The organism is Aquiflexum gelatinilyticum (assembly GCF_024813435.1).
In the GTDB taxonomy this organism is placed as follows: Bacteria; Bacteroidota; Bacteroidia; order Cytophagales; family Cyclobacteriaceae; genus Cognataquiflexum; species Cognataquiflexum gelatinilyticum.
In genome coordinates, this window is the sequence record NZ_JANAEZ010000001.1 from 801,076 (window position 1) to 819,234 (window position 18,159).

The following is an 18,159-nucleotide window of genomic DNA, read 5'->3' on the forward strand; positions in this document are numbered from 1 at the left end:
ATGGAACAAGTGTTAAGTTATATAGGTGAAAACATGGAAATGGTATATTTTCTGTTATTAGCCATCCTTTTGGGAGTGGAAGTGATTTCCAATGTACCCGCCATCCTACATACCCCGCTCATGTCCGGAGCCAACGCGATCCACGGCGTGGTGGTAGTTGGCGCGATCATCGTGATGCTACAAGCTTCCCCTGACAATTACCTTGCTTTGTCAGTAGGCTTTCTTGCCGTTTTGGTGGGGACATTGAATGTCATCGGCGGATTTGTAGTGACCGACAGAATGTTGGAGATGTTTAAGAAAAAACCTAAGAAATCATGAGCCTCAACATATTGGAAATCAGTTATCTCATTGCATCCCTGACTTTTATTCTGGGATTGAAAATGCTCAGCAATCCTGATTCTGCAAGAAAGGGAAACCTGATAGCAGCAGCAGGCATGTTGATCGCCATCATTGCTACTATCACTTTGTATCAGGATTTTGATTCGGAAAAGCTGGTCAATTATGGTTTGATCTTTTTGGGATTGATCATCGGTACTGTTATCGGTACCATTATGGCCAAAAGGGTTCAGATGACTTCTATGCCTCAGATGGTATCTTTCTTCAATGGAATGGGTGGTGCCTGTGCGGCATTGATAGCCATCATAGAATTCCAACATCACCAACACAGTACTGTGACTGGTTTTGATGGTGAATTGTTGGTGATGCTTTTGGGCTTGCTGATCGGTTCTGTCTCTTTCTCAGGTTCTATCATTGCCTATGGCAAATTGGAAGGAAAAATCCAGGACAAAGTTTTGCCCATGAACCAAGTGATCAATATGGTCATTTTGGGAGCCATCGTGGTTCTGATTGTTTACCAGATGGTCAGCGGGTCAGATCCCCTCTTATTTTATGCCCTTTTAGCAATTGCTTTGGTATATGGGATATTGTTTGTAATGCCGATCGGTGGTGCTGACATGCCTGTGGTCATCTCCTTGCTCAACTCCTTTACTGGTATGGCAGCGGCTTTTGGAGGTTTTCTTTATGGAAACAAAGCCATGTTGACAGGAGGTATTTTGGTAGGTTCAGCAGGCACAATCTTAACCATTCTCATGTGTAAAGCAATGAACAGGTCACTGACCAATGTGTTGCTTGGGGCATTTGGAGGAGCAACAGCCGGTGGAGCAAAATCTGCAAGTGGAGACCAGACAGTAAGGGAAATCAATATTTCAGATACTGCTGTATTGCTTTCTTATTCCCAAAGTGTGGTAATCGTCCCTGGCTATGGCTTGGCGGTGGCGCAGGCGCAACATATCTGCCATGAGCTTGAAAAACTATTAGAGGAAAAAGGTGTGGAAGTCAATTATGCCATCCATCCTGTGGCAGGACGTATGCCGGGACATATGAACGTGCTCTTGGCAGAAGCTGATGTGCCTTATGAAAGGATGCAGGAAATGGAAGAGATCAATTCTAAGTTTGCCAATACCGATGTAGTAGTAGTTATTGGGGCCAATGACGTGGTCAATCCTGCTGCGAAAAATGACCCTTCCTCTCCTATTTATGGCATGCCGATTCTCGAAGTCGATCAGGCAAAAAACGTCATCATCCTCAAAAGAGGGATGGCGGCAGGTTATGCCGGTATAGAAAATGAACTCTTCTTCTATCCTAAAACCAGAATGCTTTTTGGTGATGCTAAAGCTACACTTCAGAAATTGACTGCTGAGGTTAAAGAAGTTTAGAAAACTTATCCAATTTGATTAGAAAAAAAGCCCATGCTTTCAAGCTTGGGCTTTTTGCTTTTCGAATAATCAGACAATAGCATCAATAGTGGTTGGAATTTCAAATGATACTCCTGATGGGCTATTGATTGCACAATACTCCAAAAAATAAAACTGCTTTCTCCCCGAAGATACATCAACGAAGAAAAAGCAGTTTTAATAAGGATTCAAAAGAGGAAGAAACGTTCAGGAATACTAAACAAATTGAAAAACAGATTAATTTTTCAAGTCTTCTATCGATTCTAATTTATAAATCAATTTATCTATTTCCTCTTCGATAATTGTCCAAACTATTTCATAATCAATACCGAAATATTCATGCACAATTCTGTTTCTAAATCCCCTTAGTTTTTCCCATTCTATTTCAGGATGCAAATTTTTGAAATCCGGTTCCAACTTATTTGCAGCTTCTCCAATTATTTCAAAATTCCTAGTTACTGCATCTACCGTTTTGTCATCTTCTACAAAATCCTCGAACTTGTATCAATGGGTATATCTTTTGATTTTTAAAGCCGAATCAATCATATCCTGAAGCAGCAATATTGAATCTCTTTTAGACATATTTCAATTCATTTTTAATGATATTGAAATACTTATCCTTTATTCCTTTCCTCGAAACAAGGTCTACTTTTACTCCCAGGAAAGACTCTAATTCATCAGCCAAATCGATAAACTGACTACCAATTTTACTATTAAATTCCACCAAAAGATCAATGTCACTTAATTCCGTTTGCTCCTCTCTGGAAAAAGATCCAAAAACAGCAAGTGATTCAATTGGATACCTTTCAAACAAACTCTTTTTTTTGCCTTGTAAAGCATCCATGATTTCTTTGAAGGTTTTCATAAACTATAATTAGATATTATTTTTTCCGATTTCACAAATCTACCTTACCCCAAAAACATACTCAATCTTATGGCTGTAAGTTTCTCCCGGATTCAACCTTGCTGATGGAAAATCAGGTCGGTTTGGAGAATCGGGAAAAAATTGAGGCTCAACACAGAATCCGTAATTTTTTACATAAGTCACCCCGTTGGTAGTCTGCTTGCCATCAAGAAAATTACCTGTATAAAACTGTACTCCTGGCATATTGGAATACATGGTAAATACCCTTCCTGTGCCCGCATGATAAGCCTCAGCCATTTTTGCCAACTGACCATCATGTTCTTTTTTCACCACAAAGTTATGGTCATAGCCGCTTCCTGTGTCTGCAATTCTTTCTCCGATTTTGTGAGAAGTAGTAAAATCAAATGGCGTTCCCGCAACAGGTGCAATCTCTCCCGTCGGTATCAGACCGGCATCCACAGGTGTATAGTAGTCCGCAAAAATCGTCATTTCATGACCTAAGATATCTTCCTTCATATCACTCAGGTTAAAATATCCATGCTGCGTGATGTTTACAATGGTGGGCTTGTCTGTAGTTGCTTCAATATCAATAGTTAGCTTATTGTCTTTTGCAAGGACAAAAGTCATCGTGGTCGTCAATGTACCGGGATAACCTTCCTCCCCGTCGGGACTGACATAGGTCATTTTGACTCCTACGGCATTTTCCAATTCCATCATTTCTGCATCCCAGATTCTTTGATTGAAACCGACTTCTCCTCCATGCAGGTGGTTTTCGCCATTATTGGTGGCCAATGAATAGGCCTGCCCATCCAATTCAAATTTACCTTTTGCGATTCTATTGGCATATCTTCCTGCAGTGGCTCCAAAAAAGTAACTGTCAGTGAGGAAGTCCTCTACATTATTATAGGTAAGCATAATGTTTCCTGAATTGCCATCCCGGTCAGGCACGAGAATCCTTGAAATTGTTGCACCATAATTGGTCAATTCCACTTCCATACCATTACCGTTTTTCAGGTTAAAAACCTTGGCATCTTTGCCGTCCATTTTGATATTTTTTACCATGACTTCAAATTTGATTTGTTCTTCTGTCTTTTGTTCCTTGGGCGCTTGGCAGGAAGCCATGCAAAAGAACAAGGTGAGTGTTAGGAAATAGGTTAGGTTTTTCATTTTTAGGGGTTTATTAAGTAATATAAAACTAAATACCAGAAAATGAGCCCTATTTTTAGTGAAAATCAATATTGGCATTTTCAGTGGCTTCATTTTTGGAAGTAAGGTAGAAAAACTGTTCCAACTATGAAAAAAATCATCTTATTATCATTGGCTGTAGCCACTTTAAGTGTTTCATGTGTTTCTAAAAAGAAATATGTAGAACTTCAGAATGACAAATTTCAAACTGAAGCCGCTTTGGCAGAAACAAAGTTGCAAAAAGAAGCCTTGGAAGCTGAAAAGCAAGTTTTGGAAGACAAAATGGGAAGGATTGAAGCCCGAGTGGCTGAATACAACAACAGAATCAATTCTTTGAAGGACGAAAGCGATTCCAAATTCACTTTGGACGGAAAAACTCCAATGTCTACCAATACTAAAAGTAAGCTCAATGCGACTTTGGCAAATGTATCTGCAGAAGAACTTCAGGGGGCAAACAACCTGGAAGATTCTATCAATGTGGCGATTTCGCATAACCTGAAAAAATCCATCTCTGATGGCACATCCGAACAGGATGACGACATTCAAATCACAGTAGACAAAACGGTTGTCATGATCAATGTGTCAGACAGGCTATTGTTTAACACTGGAAGCTATCAGGTGTCCAAAAACGCAGATGGTCTGCTCAAGAAATTGGCTGAAGTCATCAATTCTGAACCTTCACTTGAAGTAATGATTGAAGGGCATACTGACCCTAGAACCATTCAGACAGGCGTACTCCAGGACAATTGGGATTTGAGTGTCAAAAGAGCAACTTCTATTGTCCGAATTCTTGAAACCAAATACAATGTTGCTCCTGAAAAATTGATCGCAGCAGGAAGAGCAAGCTATATTCCTTTGGTGGAAAATGACTCCAAAGAAAACATGGCAAAAAACAGAAGAACCAGAATCGTCCTTATTCCGGACATGGACAAGTTTTTTGCTATGATTGAGAATTGAGACGCTACATAAAACTAAACCATTTACCACAATTAAAATCAAAAAAGCCGGGGACATCCCCGGCTTTTTTTGCTTAAATGTTGTTGGTTTTGACTTCACATGGTTCCTTTCGGTTCTTTCGCCACATAGGGTTCATACAGGTAATTTCTTGGCAAAACCTCCACACCTGTTGTAACTTTGATCGGAGCCTCACCCGGATAGGTGATTTCCACAAAATATCCTTTGAATCCCTTTTCAGGTTCCTTGATTTCCACTTCATACCTACCACTTTCATTCACCAATATTTCAGTCGAGGTCCACTTTGGTCCCAAGGCATAAATCCTAAAATCCCTGGCTTCTTCATTGTGGGCAGACCAAAGTTTAATGGATACAGGTTTTTGGCTTGGGTCTGTGGTAATCAGTATTTTTTCTCCATCAATCTTCCACTCATATTTTGGACGTGTGGTTTTATTCAAAACCGATGCATAAAAAGAAATCATATTGGGCAAAGCATCTGACTCACTCAGGTCATGCCCAAAGTTGGGCACATATTGGATATGCTTTTCTCCCGGCAGGCTATCCCAATAAAACTTCCAGCTGTCAGGTAAAAAGAATTCATCCCCGGCTGCATTGATCATCAATTTTGGGATATCATACCGCTCCCGATAGGAATAAGGTTCTGTGATTTCAAGAAGTCGATCATACTCTGCTGAGCCCTGCCACTCCATGATTCCCTCTCTTACATAATCTTCCACCGCAGGAGACCATTCTCCATAATTTCTCCAATGGTGCTGAAAGGACGGGACGACATTGAGCAGGTCAATCACTATCGGTACAATAGCCACTACCCTGTCATCAACTGCCGCTGTGGTCCAAGTGGTCCATCCTCTTTTAGAGGCGCCGGCCACCACAAATTTGTCAAGCTTTTTGTTGTGCTCTATTTGAGAAACTTCTGTGACGACATCCATCGCCAACTTAACAGCTTTAGTCATCGGCAGGCGTGACAGCCAAAAAGCGTCCTCATCTTTTGCTCCACCTTCCATAAATTTTCTCCAGCCATAGGCAATGATGGCATCTTCATACCTTTCACCAAAGGTGTCATTGGCAAAAACCAAAGGCTGAAAAGGAACATTGTGGATCTGAGCTACTATAGAATTAGTTTGCATGGCCGCTGCCAAAATCAACTCATTTGGTTCAATAGGCATCTTGGAGTTTTTGCTTCCCCCACCGATATACATCATTCCGGTGTCAAACGGTGTATCTTTGGGAATCACCACTGATACGTAATGCCACCACTCTGTTTCGTCGACAATGTCTTTGGTCAGCCAATGCTGGGAAAACATCTTTATGACATGGTAATCATACCCTTCTCCCTCGGCAGTATGAATGATTTCGTAGCGGAAAACAGAATCGGGTGCATGGACATAATCTTGGAGAACAGTATCTGATTTTTCTGAATTAGCGACCACTTCCTCCTGCTTGGTCTGACAGCTGCTGCTGACTGCCCCTAAAATCAAGGATACGGCAAAAGCCTTAAAAATCAATTTCGACAAATATTGGTTCATGGGTATTTGGGTTTGGATGTTACAACCAAAATATAAACAAAATTTTATTTACTCCCTACTATGCCGTTTGTCTCAATATCAAATCTCATTAAAATATCAGATTGCCAAAAATCAGCGGGTTAATTCAAATAATTCCTTTAGTTCCCAATCCTTTAATTATTGATTTCCTCGATGGCAGTTTCTAAAGTTTCATCTTTTCCGGCCAATACATCAGGAAGATTGTTTTTGACAAAAACGTCAGGTGCGAGGCCGATACCCTCATAAGACTTGCCATCAAACAACTCCACTTTTTGGGGAACTAATGAATAAAACCATCCATTCGCCAGTTCCCTTCCGATCATGGTCCCATGTGCCCCATTGGTGGTGTCACCCATAGTCAATGCATTGGGCAATGTCATAAATGCCATCACCATCCTCTCCCCTGCACTGATTGTAAACCGGTCTGTCAATACCACAATTGGGATGTCTATAAAATTTCCTGAAGGATGGATACTCCAATCAAACCATGGAGTAAAATCATTCTGCCCTTTCCCATTTTTGGTTTTACTTCTAAAAACCAACCGGGTCTGATCCACCAATCTTCCGATTTCTGAAAATGCATAGGTAAAATCTCCCCCGTCATTGTGCCGCATGTCTATGATCAGTCCATCAGCGTTTTCATTTTCAGCCAAAAAATCATCCATTACAAACAGGTTGTCGGATACATAATCAAAAAATATATAACCGATATTTTGCCCTTTGATCTTGCCATAAATAAAGCTTTCCTCATCCCCTACCCTAAAACCCGGCTCCAGGTAATTGGATCTGATCATTTCAGTATCAAATAAGCCATCATCAATTTTTTCTCTTCTGATTTTATTGGACACAAAAAGGTTTTTGTCAGGCGCTGTCAAAGTCACATGCCCATCATCCAAAGTCTCTAACATCCCTGAAATGATATCAAAAAGCTCATCCTCAGAAGTTGCAGAACTGACCATAGGCCGGAACCTCTGGTATTCTGCCTCCCAATCGACATTTCTTTCATCAAAGGGAGCATATTCTTCTTCGAAAGTCTGCCAGATATTTTCAAATATTGCTTCGGGATTGGTGGCAGGTTGATCCACCATCATGGATTCGCAGGAAGTAAATACTATCAATGCCCCAATTTGTATTAACAGCTTTTTCATGGTTCAAAAGGAGTAAGTGGCCTGAAATTGTAAGGAATTTCTAAAAGATGTGAGCGGGCGGGGTTTGCTGAAATGGATAAATTCAAACCAATACCTGGCACCAAAAGTCCATCTTGGGTTAAGCTCCAGATCATATGTCAGATCAAAATCAAAATACTGGATCCTATTCCAAGTGGCAAATTTTCCATCTCCAATAAAGGCCAGAAATGTCTTCAGCCCCGAATGCGAACTGATGTTATCGATAAATTCATCATCATTGACAAGATATGGCGACCGGGCTACCCAAGAGAAAACCGGCAGCTGAAGCCCTGCTGTCAAGGTACTTTTTTCCCCAAGCCGATACCTGAATTGCCCAAATCCTCCCAACCCAAAAGAAGCAAAATAACCGAAACTGCTGATCCTTCCATAGACATAATTCAGCACCTGAACTTTGGAACCAAACATGCCACCATAGGTAAAACTTGATTTTCCATCCAATTTTTTCTCCTTTCCCAACAGATAATCCAGATCTATAAAGGTAAAGTAATGGGGATATGCGTTTTCTTCTTCACCATCAAAAATGAAAGTAAATGGCTCCGATACCATCGGATCAAATCCGGCATATTGGATCCCAATATTTTGATAAAATTTACCCCTCCTCGAATATTCAATTCCAAATGCCGGAAAGGTCATGTCCCGATGAACCATAGGGGAAAATATCAAGTCCTGCCTGATCAGATGGCTGGGCCCAAAATAAATGGTAATATCATTTTTCTTTTCATTTTCCTGACCGTAAGCAAAGAATGCCAAAAAACAGGAAAGCACGAAAGTCATACAAAAGGTTCTCATAATAATAGTTTGGCCAATGGTGAAAATGACAACTCACACCGCAATCAAGCAAGTATGAAAAACTGCCCGATTCCTATTTGCTAAAGGATGCAAAATTCCGTCTTCAGGTTTCCATTTGCTTCCATATTTTTAAACAAAAATTGTCAATCATGGAAAATATGGGCTGAAGTCAGGTAAAAATCACTTCACTCCAAGAGCCAGTTTTTGAAATCCTTCGCTTTTTTCTGACTGATCTTCACTTGTTTTTGATGCGGGATTTTTAAAGTCAGGTTCACCTGTCCTGACCTTTCGGTATCATACCCCATACAATTGTCACGGTGCACGATGGTCTGTCTGTTTGACCTAAAAAAATTATTTGGGGCCAGTTTACTTTCAAGTTCCTCCAAGGTACCATAGTAGACATACCTATCCCCGCTTTCAAGGTAAAGAAAAGAAATGGATCCTTCTTTTTCTATATAAATAATCCTTGTTGGATCTATGGCTATCCTGGATTTTCCTGAAAAACCAATAATTTTTTGGGGCATAACTACAGCATTTTCCCGGCTTACAGCAGACTTTTCTTTGTCTACAAAATATTGGATTACAAAAATCAGGTTAATTACAAGTATAACCACGATACTGATCGGCAACTCATATTCAAAGTAAGAAGTCTCCACAATAGACAGACACAATACAAACTCCATATACACAAAAACCAGAAAAAAAGACACTCCAGTGACCAAGAGTACATTGAAGAGGAATTGCAAAAGCAATCTCTTTTTGAAGTCACTGTTCCAGGGATATTTTCTTTCCAGGTAAGTATTGATCCTTGACATCAGGTATGTGACCAAGAATACTATTAGCACTACACAAAACCAATCAAAATAAAACTCCCATCTTCCAAACAGTACGAAAAGTGAAATATCCTGTCCGATAGCCACAAAAAAGAACCCAGTCAAAATACTGAATACAAACATTTTTAAAAGTGAATTCATAGGCTGTCCCTGTACCGGCTGTTCACCCAAAATTACAATTTTGATCAAGAAACACTAAACAGAAAAAGCCGGATTTCACAAGAAACCCAGCTTTTCAAAATCCAATCAACCTTTATCTATTTGTCTTCCGGTACCAGAACTTTATCAATTACGTGGATGATACCATTGGAGGCCGAAACAGTTCCGATAATTTTGCCCCCATTGATCAGGATGCTTCCATCTGCTGTCATTTCCACCATCAGTGACCTGCCATCCGCTGTTCCCAACTTTTTATCATTGAGAAAGGTTTCAGGTTTGTAAACGCCTAACAGCACATGGTATTCTAGGATATCCCGCAGAGTCCTTTGATTTTCGGGTTTGGTCAGGGTTTCCAATGTTCCTGCTGGCAATGCGGCAAAAGCGGCATTGGTAGGTGCGAAAACTGTAAAAGGACCAACGTTAGTCAAGGCATCCACATATTGGGCTGCTTTGAGAGCTGCTACCAAAGTGGAGTGGTCGGCTGATCCCACTGCCACCTGTACGATGTTGGGATTGGAGATATCATCTTTTACAGCTGACTGTCCTTCTGATAACATGGCAGATGTATCAGGGGTACTTTGTTGCTGCTCACCGGAACCGCCGCAGCCCGCAATCATAAGCGTCAAGACCAATAACGGAAAATATTTAATTATCGATTTCATAATGTTTTGGGTTTTGAATGTAGGACAAAAATAATAAAGGATAATATTGTCTTTTATGATAAAAATCATGATTTCCCTAAAAGTGGCTTTAAATCAAAAAACTTTTTAAATCACCTTAAATCAAAAATTTACAAAAATATCAGGCAAACCTCGCCAAGACAGTCGTGCCATCACCAACTTCCTCAGCTAGCTGTTTCAGACTTTTTACAGTCAGCATGTGGATAATCTTGGTACGGACATTTGAGATTTCAAAATGCAGGGGACATGGGTTTACTTCAGAACATTGTTTCAGCCCCAAACTGCAACCATGGAATAAACCGTCACCGTCAATGGCCATAACAACATCTTTCAAGGTTTTGGATTCATGGCTCTTGTCAACAAAAAAACCTCCTGTAGGGCCTTTGAAGGAACCTACCACCTGCTGCCTGACCAAAATCTGAAGAATCTTGGCAGTGAATGCATCAGGCGCATCTATCTCCTGACCGATCTCTTTTGCTCCTACTTTTTTACCCTCCAAAGATTGTTTGTGGATATAAATTACTGCTTTGATGGCGTACTGACAGGTTTTTGAAAACATATGCTGAAGGAATTTAATGCAGGTGACAAGAATAGGAATTGAAACCCAAATAAAAGATATTTTAATCTTATTATCGGTAATATTTATTACAGAACTGATTGGGTTTTTTTTAGAATTTCGAAATATGAATCAAACCGGAAAAAACCTATATGACCAAAATCAAGTCATCTCGAGTTTAGATAAATTGAAACATTGGGAGAAAATTTACCAAACAAAGGATTTTACCGAAGTGGGTTGGTACCAAAAAACACCAAAAGTTTCTCTTTCCTTTTTTGAAGAATTCAAAATCCATAAAGAGGCCAAGATTTTGGACGTTGGTGGCGGAGATAGCTTTTTAGTCGACCACCTTTTGGATTTGGGTTACTTGCATGTGCATGTCTTAGACTTATCTGCCAAAGCCATAGAAAAAGCCAAAGAAAGATTGGGAAAAGATGCCTCAAAGGTTACTTGGATCAATACAGACATTTTAGACTTTGAGCCAAAGCAAAAATTTGATGTTTGGCATGACAGGGCAGCTTTCCACTTTTTGCTTGAATCAAAAGAAATAGAAAACTATGTACGAATAGCCAATGAGTCCATTTCCGAAGACGGATTGATGCTTATCGGGACTTTCTCTGACCAGGGCCCTACACATTGCAGCGGACTTCCGGTCACCCAATATTCTATCGAGAAATTGACGGAAGTTTTCAGTCCATATTTCCAAAAAACCAATTGCTTCCAAACCGACCATATCACCCCCGGAGGCGTAAGGCAACATTATACTTTTTGTTCTTTCAGAAAATATTGAAAAATAAGAAACCGGTTCATTTAAAAACCTTCTTTCCAAACCAATCAAACAGCTCTAGATTTTCTTGAAATAATACTTAAAAGCGAAGGAATTTTCCTAGGATCAAAGTCCTTGATGACCAAACTATATTCCTTTCATTTCTCTGAGACCTGAAACCATTTTAACCGAAATGACAAAAGCCATCAAACCAAACATGCCCAAAATGGTCCATCCATTGATCATTCCAAAGTAAGTCCTCCACTCGGGTAAACCTATCAGACTGACTAGGATTCTGCCCAACAAACTCAATTGGAAAACAATCCATCCTACCCACAGAATGGGATGATAGGGAGTATGCCTAATATTCAAGACCATTGGAAGTATGATTGGCGCATGGGCCCAAATCATCGAAAATGTAAATCCCAAAAAGAAAGTATGGATGTACAAATCATAATACAGGGCATGCGGCTCAAGGAAACATAGTGCAATCCCGTGTAAGGTCAACCAAACATATCCTACCCGAAGACCAATGCCTATGTATTTGAATTGATCGGCTTTTTTGGCAGCGATCTTGGCCATGTCGAAATGGAGTAGCCAAAATGAAATCATCATGGCACAAGTACCCATAAGCCAATTGCCATACCGATGGAATGGAATCCATATCCCGATAAAAAACAAAGTCAACAACAGCAATAATCCACTTTTTGCAAGGTTGGGCGTGGGAAGGAATTTGCTCAACTCCAGCCTCTCTCCCACTATCGTAAACAAAATAAACCCAATCCACCAAGGAACAGCCGCCGGTACAAATCCGGAATAAAGCAGCATGAAATTTCCCGCCATCCAAAGTACAGCCCCCATCGTCATCACGTACTGATAGATAACCGGATGCCTAAGGGATTGGAGATACATAATGGCCATCAAACCGAGACTCGCCACAAATAAAAGGCTGTGGCCAAAAGCGGGCCATCCCGGTACCAACAACAAAACCGGGATGGAAAGCCCACTAATGAAGGGAATAAGCAACCATATTCTGTTTTTCATGACCATTGCCCGCTCCAAAGAAATCAGCGTACCCAAAAACCCTCCTACCATCAAAATCCCATGGCTTGCTGCAGTACCGGGGATGGGAAATCCTACATACCCCATTCTGATCCATCCACCTGCGACTCCCATCAACAGGGCTAGAACAACAAGAGGAAAAAGATAAATGGGTTTGATCAGCTTCATTATTAAGTCGGATTTTTGGAGAAAATTAAGTCCGCTAGTGGTCAATGAATTTGATTTGGACCTTTGTGATCTACCCAAGTCAGGTCATTAAGAATGGCTTCCGCCATGTAGTCCAATACCAATTCGGGATTGATTTGATTCTTGCCGCATACCTCTTGCAATGTTTTTTCTTTACAATTGTCATAATCAATTCCAAGCTTTTTGAAAACTCCCATCGCTCTCAAGTCTGTCTTGACTATCTCCCTCATTTTAAATTCTTTGAAATTTTTCATAATTAACCTGTTTATAAAAGGATATAACCATCCTTTATTATTGGAAAATGAAGGGAGCTTTTGCTCCCCATTTTGCTAGACAAATATAAAAGAAAAATATTATCGGACAAATATATCCTTTATTATTTTTACTATGCTTTGACCAATTCCATGGAGCTTATTTTTTCTTTCAATTCTGAAAGCTGATTCCTCATTTTCTCCACTACCTCTTCTGTATCAATTGGAAAAGAAGCAATCAATTCCTGGTAATAGGCAATTCCCTGAGAAAGGTTTGCTTTGAATTTATCCACATAGGATTCAAACTTCTGCGTTTTTTCGGGAAGGGATTTGCTGATTTCATGTTGAAGGTGTTGTACATACAATTGCAGTTCCTTTACAAATACCTGTGGCCTTTCAGGATCAAGTATGATATTGGCTTTCCCATATATGTGATCTAACATCTCTTTAAGGCTAAAAACCCCTTTAAAATAAGCCAGATTGGGACCCGGACATATGGTTACAGCCCTTAGGTTTCTTTTTGGTTCTTCTCCTTGGTTTAGGATGACTGAAGCACTTAGCCCTTCACAAAGACAGTCTTTTTCCAATACCTCCTCCAATACCGGTAAGGTAGTGTCTCCGGTCGCAAATTGTTTCAACTTGAGGTTTTGGTATTCGCGCGATGCAGTGCAGATGGGTTTCGCAGAAAATTCGGTACTGAAAGAAAGAAACTTCTTATAACATGGGCTTCCCGGTCTGTTTTTTTCAATCCTCGAAAGCCGCTGTTCCTCCCCGCTGCTGTTGCGGAGGTTATTGAAAGGCACACCCAAAGGCGAAGCATGGCTCAGGTAATAATCTGATTTTCGGGATTGGATCAACCTGTCCAAAGTATCCTTGTCCACACTCGTCGCTTCAGGTACGAGCAAAAAAGGGCTTCCCCAACCTGTACCATCGAGTTGGTAATAATTCATCAGGAATTTGTCTTCAGCTGCAGTACCAATGCCACCCTGATAGGTGATTTTCGGCATGATAGCTTCAGGAAGAAGATGGGTTGCTTTATCAGTCAAAGCCTTTTGGCAAGTATCAAACAATACCTGTCTCAATTCCTCCTTGTTGTTTTTGAATTCCTCCAAAATCGGGCCGATCAACAGACCGTCTGTGGCGAAGGCATGACCCCCACAGTTGAGTCCTGATTCTATCCTGAATTCCGATACCCACAATCCTTTCTTTGCCAAAAACCTTCCCTGAATCAAAGCGGAACGATAATCACTTACTTTCAGGATGATGCCTTTTTTGATTTTTCCATTTTCGTCAGGAAAAAAATCTTCGAACTGCTCAGCATAGCCATAAAGCGCAGGATTCATCCCTGCAGAAAATACAACGGAAGATTCCAAATCACTTTCTGCAAATCCCCTAAGGGCAGAGAGGGCATCTGAATATTCCCTTGGCAGTTCATTTCCTTCTTTGTCAAAGTTGATTTTGTCCACTTTGGTCATGATGTTGACATCAATTTTGCCGGGGGAAATGGCGGCTTTCAACCTGTTTTGGATGGCTTCTTTGGCTTCTCCGACCTCTTGCTTCATTCTTTCATAAAGCACTTTCAGACCATGGTTTTCTGGTAGCAGAGTGAAATATTCATTGATGGCTACACCGTAATCAAATGATTGGGATTTGAGTTCTTCTATTTGCTTACTCACAGCATCGTGTATCAAATTGAGGTAGGCTTTGATCCTGTTGGCACGGGAATCATCGGTTTTGTCGGAAATCGGTAGGTAAGGAATCTGTAATTTTCTGCTGTAAATGCGCCTAAGGTCTTCCAACATGTGGTCATCCATGATCGAGACTACCGAGGAAATACCATATTTGGCTACTTTGATCGGTGTATCAGCGGTAAAACCCAATCCCATAACAGGGATATGGAAACTGTGCGTAGTGGTGTGGGAATTGAACATAAGCGGGTACTTTTCTATTTTTTTTAATTGTAAAGACCAATTGAAGCTGGCAAAGCTAAAAGCATTGACAGCCCGATTAGGAAACCCGGATCATCTCCCTATATGATTTTGGTCATAAAAATTGAGAAATAAATCAAACCCAATCCAAGCAGGCATATCAAAAACCCTTTAAAAACTGAAAGCTTTTGATATAAAAAAAGGCAGTCTATCCAATCAAAAACCTAAAATGTAAAAACTCCGTATCATTTTTGGCTATTCTTAATTTTCATTTGTTTATTCGACCAAAATTGTTCTTTTATTTGAACCCCAATCCCACACTCAATCAAAACTATGAAAGCAAAACACCTCCTTTCCTCTGCAGTTTTTCTTTTCATCTTGACTCTTTCACTTTTTTCCCAAGCAAATGCACAGGGCATTTATACTGCCAGGGGGTATTGGGAAGAATCCAACAAGGAAACTTACAGGATCATCAAACAAAAAAGCAATACAGGCATCGTCCTATCAGCTGATGAATCCTCTTACCTGAATGATTATGAAACCTACCTTTCCAATTATTTCTCTAGGCTTACGGATGATGAAAAGTCGGTTTATGAAAAAATGAAACCCCAATGGGACAGGGAGATATTTGGACCCCAACAAACAGCCATAGTCGAAGAGGAATTTGAATGGAGAGGAAGAGATTATGCTACAAATATCTTATATGGTGCTTATTATGGCGCCAGTTTGGTAGCCGTTACGGAAATCAGCAGTGCCGCTGCAGTCGGTATTCCCTTATTGACAGGAGGACTATGGGCTTTAGGACCGGTAATAGTCCCGAAAAAATATGAAAATATCAACCGCTCTGTCATCCGCGCAAGCAATACTGGAAAGTTTCTGGGACTTGTTTACGGTGGATCATTGGCATTGTTGGTTGCAGGCGAATCTGATAACATTGGCCAAACAGCATTAATTCTTTCTTCTTTGGGAAGTATTGCCTTGGGAGAAGTGGGTTTTAAATTACAGAAGAAAAGAAACTTCTCTGAAGGACATATAGAATTGGTCAGTCATTATGGAACCATAGGTCCATGGATTGCCGGGGCTACTTTAGGAGCTGCAGGATCCGAAAATCCCAATCTTTATGGTGCCGCCTTCTTGGCAGGTGGTGTAGGCGGAATACTTATAGCAAATAAAGTTTCTAGTAAATATGATTATACCAAAGGGGATGTAAATAACATTTCGGCATTGTCCCTGGCCACAACGGGAGTCGGTTTTGCGATTTTTGCCGAAACCCTTCAAAATGATGTTTCAAGTGCAGTCCTTCTCATTCCCGCTGCAGGTACTGTCATCGGTACCATGCTAGGTCAAAAAGCCGTAAAAGGAGTATACCTCAACAAAAAGCAGGGAAGTACTATTGGACTTTCCACAGGTGGCGCAGCTTTGGTAGGTCTTGGACTTGCAGCGATCTTCGAAACTGACTCCCCTACTCTGTGGGTTGGTATCCCTTCTGTATTGGCTTTGGCGACACAACAGATTCTATTCAACAAGTATAAGAAAGACAACCTAGCCGGCAACTTACTTGGCAAAATCAACAAGGATAAACCTTACAGATTTTCCATGAAAGTGACACCTGAAAACTATTTTGTCAACCAACAAATGGTTGTTCCTGCCGGTATTCTCAATCCCAATGGCAATATCTCGAATCCTTTGGTCAACCTGAAACTGGCTTTTTAAAAAATTCTTATTCCCAACCTGAAATCCTTAAAAGAAATTTCTAAAACTCAAGAAAGCCGCAATCTTTAGAAATCTCCAACCAATCAACTGAGAATTTCTAATGGTTGCGGCTTAATTTTTTTTATTAAAAATCCACTAAACCCAAATTCCAAAAAATTTGTTTCGTGCCATTAGTCACACCAAATAGGTTAAATTGTCCGTAAACTTGTACTTTATTAAAAGATGGACCTGTATCAAAAACCTGCTCCCTCTTCTTTTATTCAAAACATTAAAAAAAATAAAAAGAAATATGTTCTTCGAATTAGTTTATGACAAAAGTCTGGCGCAAGCGAGTTACGTGATCGGTTGTCAGGCGAGCGGCATTGCAGCTGTAATTGACCCAAAAAGAGACGTGGACACTTACCTCAACATTGCCAAAGCCAATAATTTTAAAATCACCCACATCCTGGAGACGCACATCCATGCAGATTTCCTGAGCGGTTCAAGAGAACTTGCTGCATTGACAGGGGCCGAGATGTACCTATCGGATGAAGGTGACAAGGACTGGAAATATGAATTTCCACACAACAAAATCAAGCACGGAGACATCATCAAATTGGGAAACATCACCTTTGAGGTACTCCATACCCCAGGTCATACACCTGAGAGTGTCAGCTTCCTGTTGACTGACCGACCGGCTACCACCGAACCTGCAATGCTCTTTACCGGGGATTTCGTGTTTGTGGGAGACGTAGGAAGACCAGACCTCCTAGAGCAGGCAGCAGGTATCAAAGGCACCCAGGATATCGGAGCCGCACAGATGTATGATTCCTTACAGTCTTTCTCCAAACTCCAGGAATATATTCAGGTTTGGCCAGGTCACGGCGCCGGTTCGGCCTGTGGCAAAGCATTGGGTGCAGTACCGATGACGACTGTCGGCTATGAGAAAATCAGAAACTGGGCCTTGAACCTTTTGGACGACAAAGCAGCATTTTCAAAGGAACTCCTCGCTGACCAGCCCGAACCACCAAAGTACTTCGCTATGATGAAGAAACTCAACAAGGTGGACAGAAAGCTATTGACTGAAGTACCAAAGATCAAAAACCTGACAAAGGATGAATTTGTGAAAGCCAAGAAAGAAGGCCTAAAAATAATCGATGCCAGACCTTGGGAGGATTACGCAAGAGGATTCCTAAAAGGTACCTTGAACATCAGCAACAACAACTCTTTCTCCACTTGGATGGGTTGGTACCTGAACTATGAAGAGCATTTTGTTCTTATCGCCAACGAATCCGAAATCGAAGACCTGACCAGAAAATTGATGCGGATCGGTTTGGACAATATCCACGGATTTATCACTCCTGATCAATTGGCTTCCTTCGAAGCAGGAAATCTGGAAAGCTACAATCCTATCGACAAAGAAACTGTCAAAGCCAAACTTGAAAAAGGAAACGTGCAGGTAGTCGATGTCAGAGGGGTAGCGGAATACAAAAAAGGAAAAATCGATTCTTCAGATAACCTGTTTGTAGGTAAACTCAACCTGAACCTTGACAAAGTATCCAAAGACAAACCGGTCATTATCCACTGCCAAGGCGGTGCTAGGGCAGCTATTGCCTACTCCATCCTGAGAGCCAACGGATTTGACAATATCCTGAATTACTCCGGCGGCTACAACGACTGGACGGCTTAATATAATTTAATTCCCAAAACCAAAACGGAGGACTGAAAGGTTCTCCTTTTTTTGTTTTATGTGGGAAGGGTGGATTTA

17 protein-coding genes and 1 pseudogene are annotated in these 18,159 nt (G+C 40.8%); 6 read left to right on the plus strand and 12 right to left on the minus strand.

From position 1 onward, the window contains the following. Both NK987_RS03390 and NK987_RS03395 read left to right on the plus strand, forming a co-directional pair. Nucleotides 1-318, plus strand: coding sequence for an NAD(P) transhydrogenase subunit alpha part 2 (locus NK987_RS03390; protein WP_113924364.1), 318 nt, complete (start codon nucleotides 1-3; stop codon nucleotides 316-318). Then, nucleotides 315-1,715 carry an NAD(P)(+) transhydrogenase (Re/Si-specific) subunit beta gene (locus NK987_RS03395; protein WP_259262707.1) on the plus strand — a complete coding sequence of 467 codons (1,401 nt, stop codon included), beginning with the start codon at nucleotides 315-317 and terminating at the stop codon, nucleotides 1,713-1,715. The genes NK987_RS03390 and NK987_RS03395 overlap by 4 nt, the downstream gene beginning before the upstream one ends. 255 nt (nucleotides 1,716-1,970) lie before the next feature. Here the strand turns inward: NK987_RS03395 and NK987_RS21465 are convergent. From NK987_RS21465 to NK987_RS03405, 3 genes and pseudogenes are all read right to left on the minus strand, one after another. Continuing rightward, nucleotides 1,971-2,222 (minus strand): annotated as a pseudogene (locus tag NK987_RS21465) (HepT-like ribonuclease domain-containing protein); the annotation flags it as partial. Nucleotides 2,223-2,307: 85 nt separating this feature from the next. Then, the gene (locus NK987_RS03400; protein WP_258421783.1) at nucleotides 2,308-2,598 is read right to left on the minus strand and encodes a nucleotidyltransferase family protein; all 291 of its coding nucleotides are present in this window, start codon (nucleotides 2,596-2,598) and stop codon (nucleotides 2,308-2,310) included. Between the two features lie 39 nt (nucleotides 2,599-2,637). Next, nucleotides 2,638-3,765 carry an aldose epimerase family protein gene (locus tag NK987_RS03405; protein WP_259262708.1) on the minus strand — a complete coding sequence of 376 codons (1,128 nt, stop codon included), beginning with the start codon at nucleotides 3,763-3,765 and terminating at the stop codon, nucleotides 2,638-2,640. 126 nt (nucleotides 3,766-3,891) lie between these two features. On the opposite strand from NK987_RS03405, the gene NK987_RS03410 reads away from it, so the two are divergent. Further along, the gene (locus tag NK987_RS03410; protein ID WP_258421781.1) at nucleotides 3,892-4,740 is read left to right on the plus strand and encodes an OmpA/MotB family protein; all 849 of its coding nucleotides are present in this window, start codon (nucleotides 3,892-3,894) and stop codon (nucleotides 4,738-4,740) included. 95 nt (nucleotides 4,741-4,835) lie between these two features. Here NK987_RS03410 and NK987_RS03415 read toward each other — a convergent pair whose 3' ends face one another. From NK987_RS03415 to NK987_RS03440, 6 genes are all read right to left on the minus strand, one after another. Further along, the gene (locus NK987_RS03415; protein WP_259262709.1) at nucleotides 4,836-6,284 is read right to left on the minus strand and encodes a PhoPQ-activated pathogenicity-related family protein; all 1,449 of its coding nucleotides are present in this window, start codon (nucleotides 6,282-6,284) and stop codon (nucleotides 4,836-4,838) included. Nucleotides 6,285-6,436: 152 nt separating this feature from the next. Continuing rightward, nucleotides 6,437-7,450, minus strand: coding sequence for a S41 family peptidase (locus NK987_RS03420; RefSeq protein ID WP_259262710.1), 1,014 nt, complete (start codon nucleotides 7,448-7,450; stop codon nucleotides 6,437-6,439). Between the two features lie 3 nt (nucleotides 7,451-7,453). Further along, on the minus strand, nucleotides 7,454-8,278 hold the full coding sequence (locus NK987_RS03425; RefSeq protein ID WP_259262711.1) for a hypothetical protein: 825 nt from the start codon (nucleotides 8,276-8,278) through the stop codon (nucleotides 7,454-7,456). 185 nt (nucleotides 8,279-8,463) lie between these two features. Continuing rightward, nucleotides 8,464-9,252, minus strand: coding sequence for a LytTR family DNA-binding domain-containing protein (locus tag NK987_RS03430; RefSeq protein ID WP_259262712.1), 789 nt, complete (start codon nucleotides 9,250-9,252; stop codon nucleotides 8,464-8,466). Between the two features lie 116 nt (nucleotides 9,253-9,368). Continuing rightward, nucleotides 9,369-9,932, minus strand: a complete 564-nt coding sequence (locus tag NK987_RS03435; protein WP_259262713.1) for a fasciclin domain-containing protein — start codon at nucleotides 9,930-9,932, stop codon at nucleotides 9,369-9,371. 139 nt (nucleotides 9,933-10,071) lie between these two features. Continuing rightward, complete coding sequence (locus tag NK987_RS03440; RefSeq protein WP_259262714.1) at nucleotides 10,072-10,509, minus strand: RrF2 family transcriptional regulator; 438 nt, start codon at nucleotides 10,507-10,509, stop codon at nucleotides 10,072-10,074. A 124-nt stretch (nucleotides 10,510-10,633) separates the two neighbouring features. Here NK987_RS03440 and NK987_RS03445 point away from each other — a divergent pair, with 124 nt between their 5' ends. Then, a complete protein-coding gene (locus NK987_RS03445; protein WP_259262715.1) occupies nucleotides 10,634-11,296 on the plus strand; it encodes a class I SAM-dependent methyltransferase in 663 nt (220 codons plus the stop codon). A gap of 123 nt (nucleotides 11,297-11,419) precedes the next feature. Here NK987_RS03445 and NK987_RS03450 read toward each other — a convergent pair whose 3' ends face one another. From NK987_RS03450 to NK987_RS03460, 3 genes are all read right to left on the minus strand, one after another. Further along, nucleotides 11,420-12,502, minus strand: coding sequence for a hypothetical protein (locus NK987_RS03450; RefSeq protein ID WP_259262716.1), 1,083 nt, complete (start codon nucleotides 12,500-12,502; stop codon nucleotides 11,420-11,422). Nucleotides 12,503-12,543: 41 nt separating this feature from the next. Further along, nucleotides 12,544-12,774, minus strand: coding sequence for a hypothetical protein (locus NK987_RS03455; protein ID WP_259262717.1), 231 nt, complete (start codon nucleotides 12,772-12,774; stop codon nucleotides 12,544-12,546). 131 nt (nucleotides 12,775-12,905) lie between these two features. Beyond that, entirely contained in the window at nucleotides 12,906-14,702 is a 1,797-nt protein-coding gene (locus NK987_RS03460; protein ID WP_259262718.1) for a hypothetical protein, read from the minus strand. Nucleotides 14,703-15,032: 330 nt separating this feature from the next. On the opposite strand from NK987_RS03460, the gene NK987_RS03465 reads away from it, so the two are divergent. Both NK987_RS03465 and NK987_RS03470 read left to right on the plus strand, forming a co-directional pair. Beyond that, nucleotides 15,033-16,412 carry a hypothetical protein gene (locus tag NK987_RS03465; RefSeq protein ID WP_259262719.1) on the plus strand — a complete coding sequence of 460 codons (1,380 nt, stop codon included), beginning with the start codon at nucleotides 15,033-15,035 and terminating at the stop codon, nucleotides 16,410-16,412. A gap of 289 nt (nucleotides 16,413-16,701) precedes the next feature. Then, nucleotides 16,702-18,081 (plus strand): MBL fold metallo-hydrolase, encoded by a 1,380-nt coding sequence (locus NK987_RS03470; protein WP_259262720.1) that lies wholly within the window; start codon nucleotides 16,702-16,704, stop codon nucleotides 18,079-18,081. The last annotated feature ends 78 nt before the right edge of the window (nucleotides 18,082-18,159 follow it).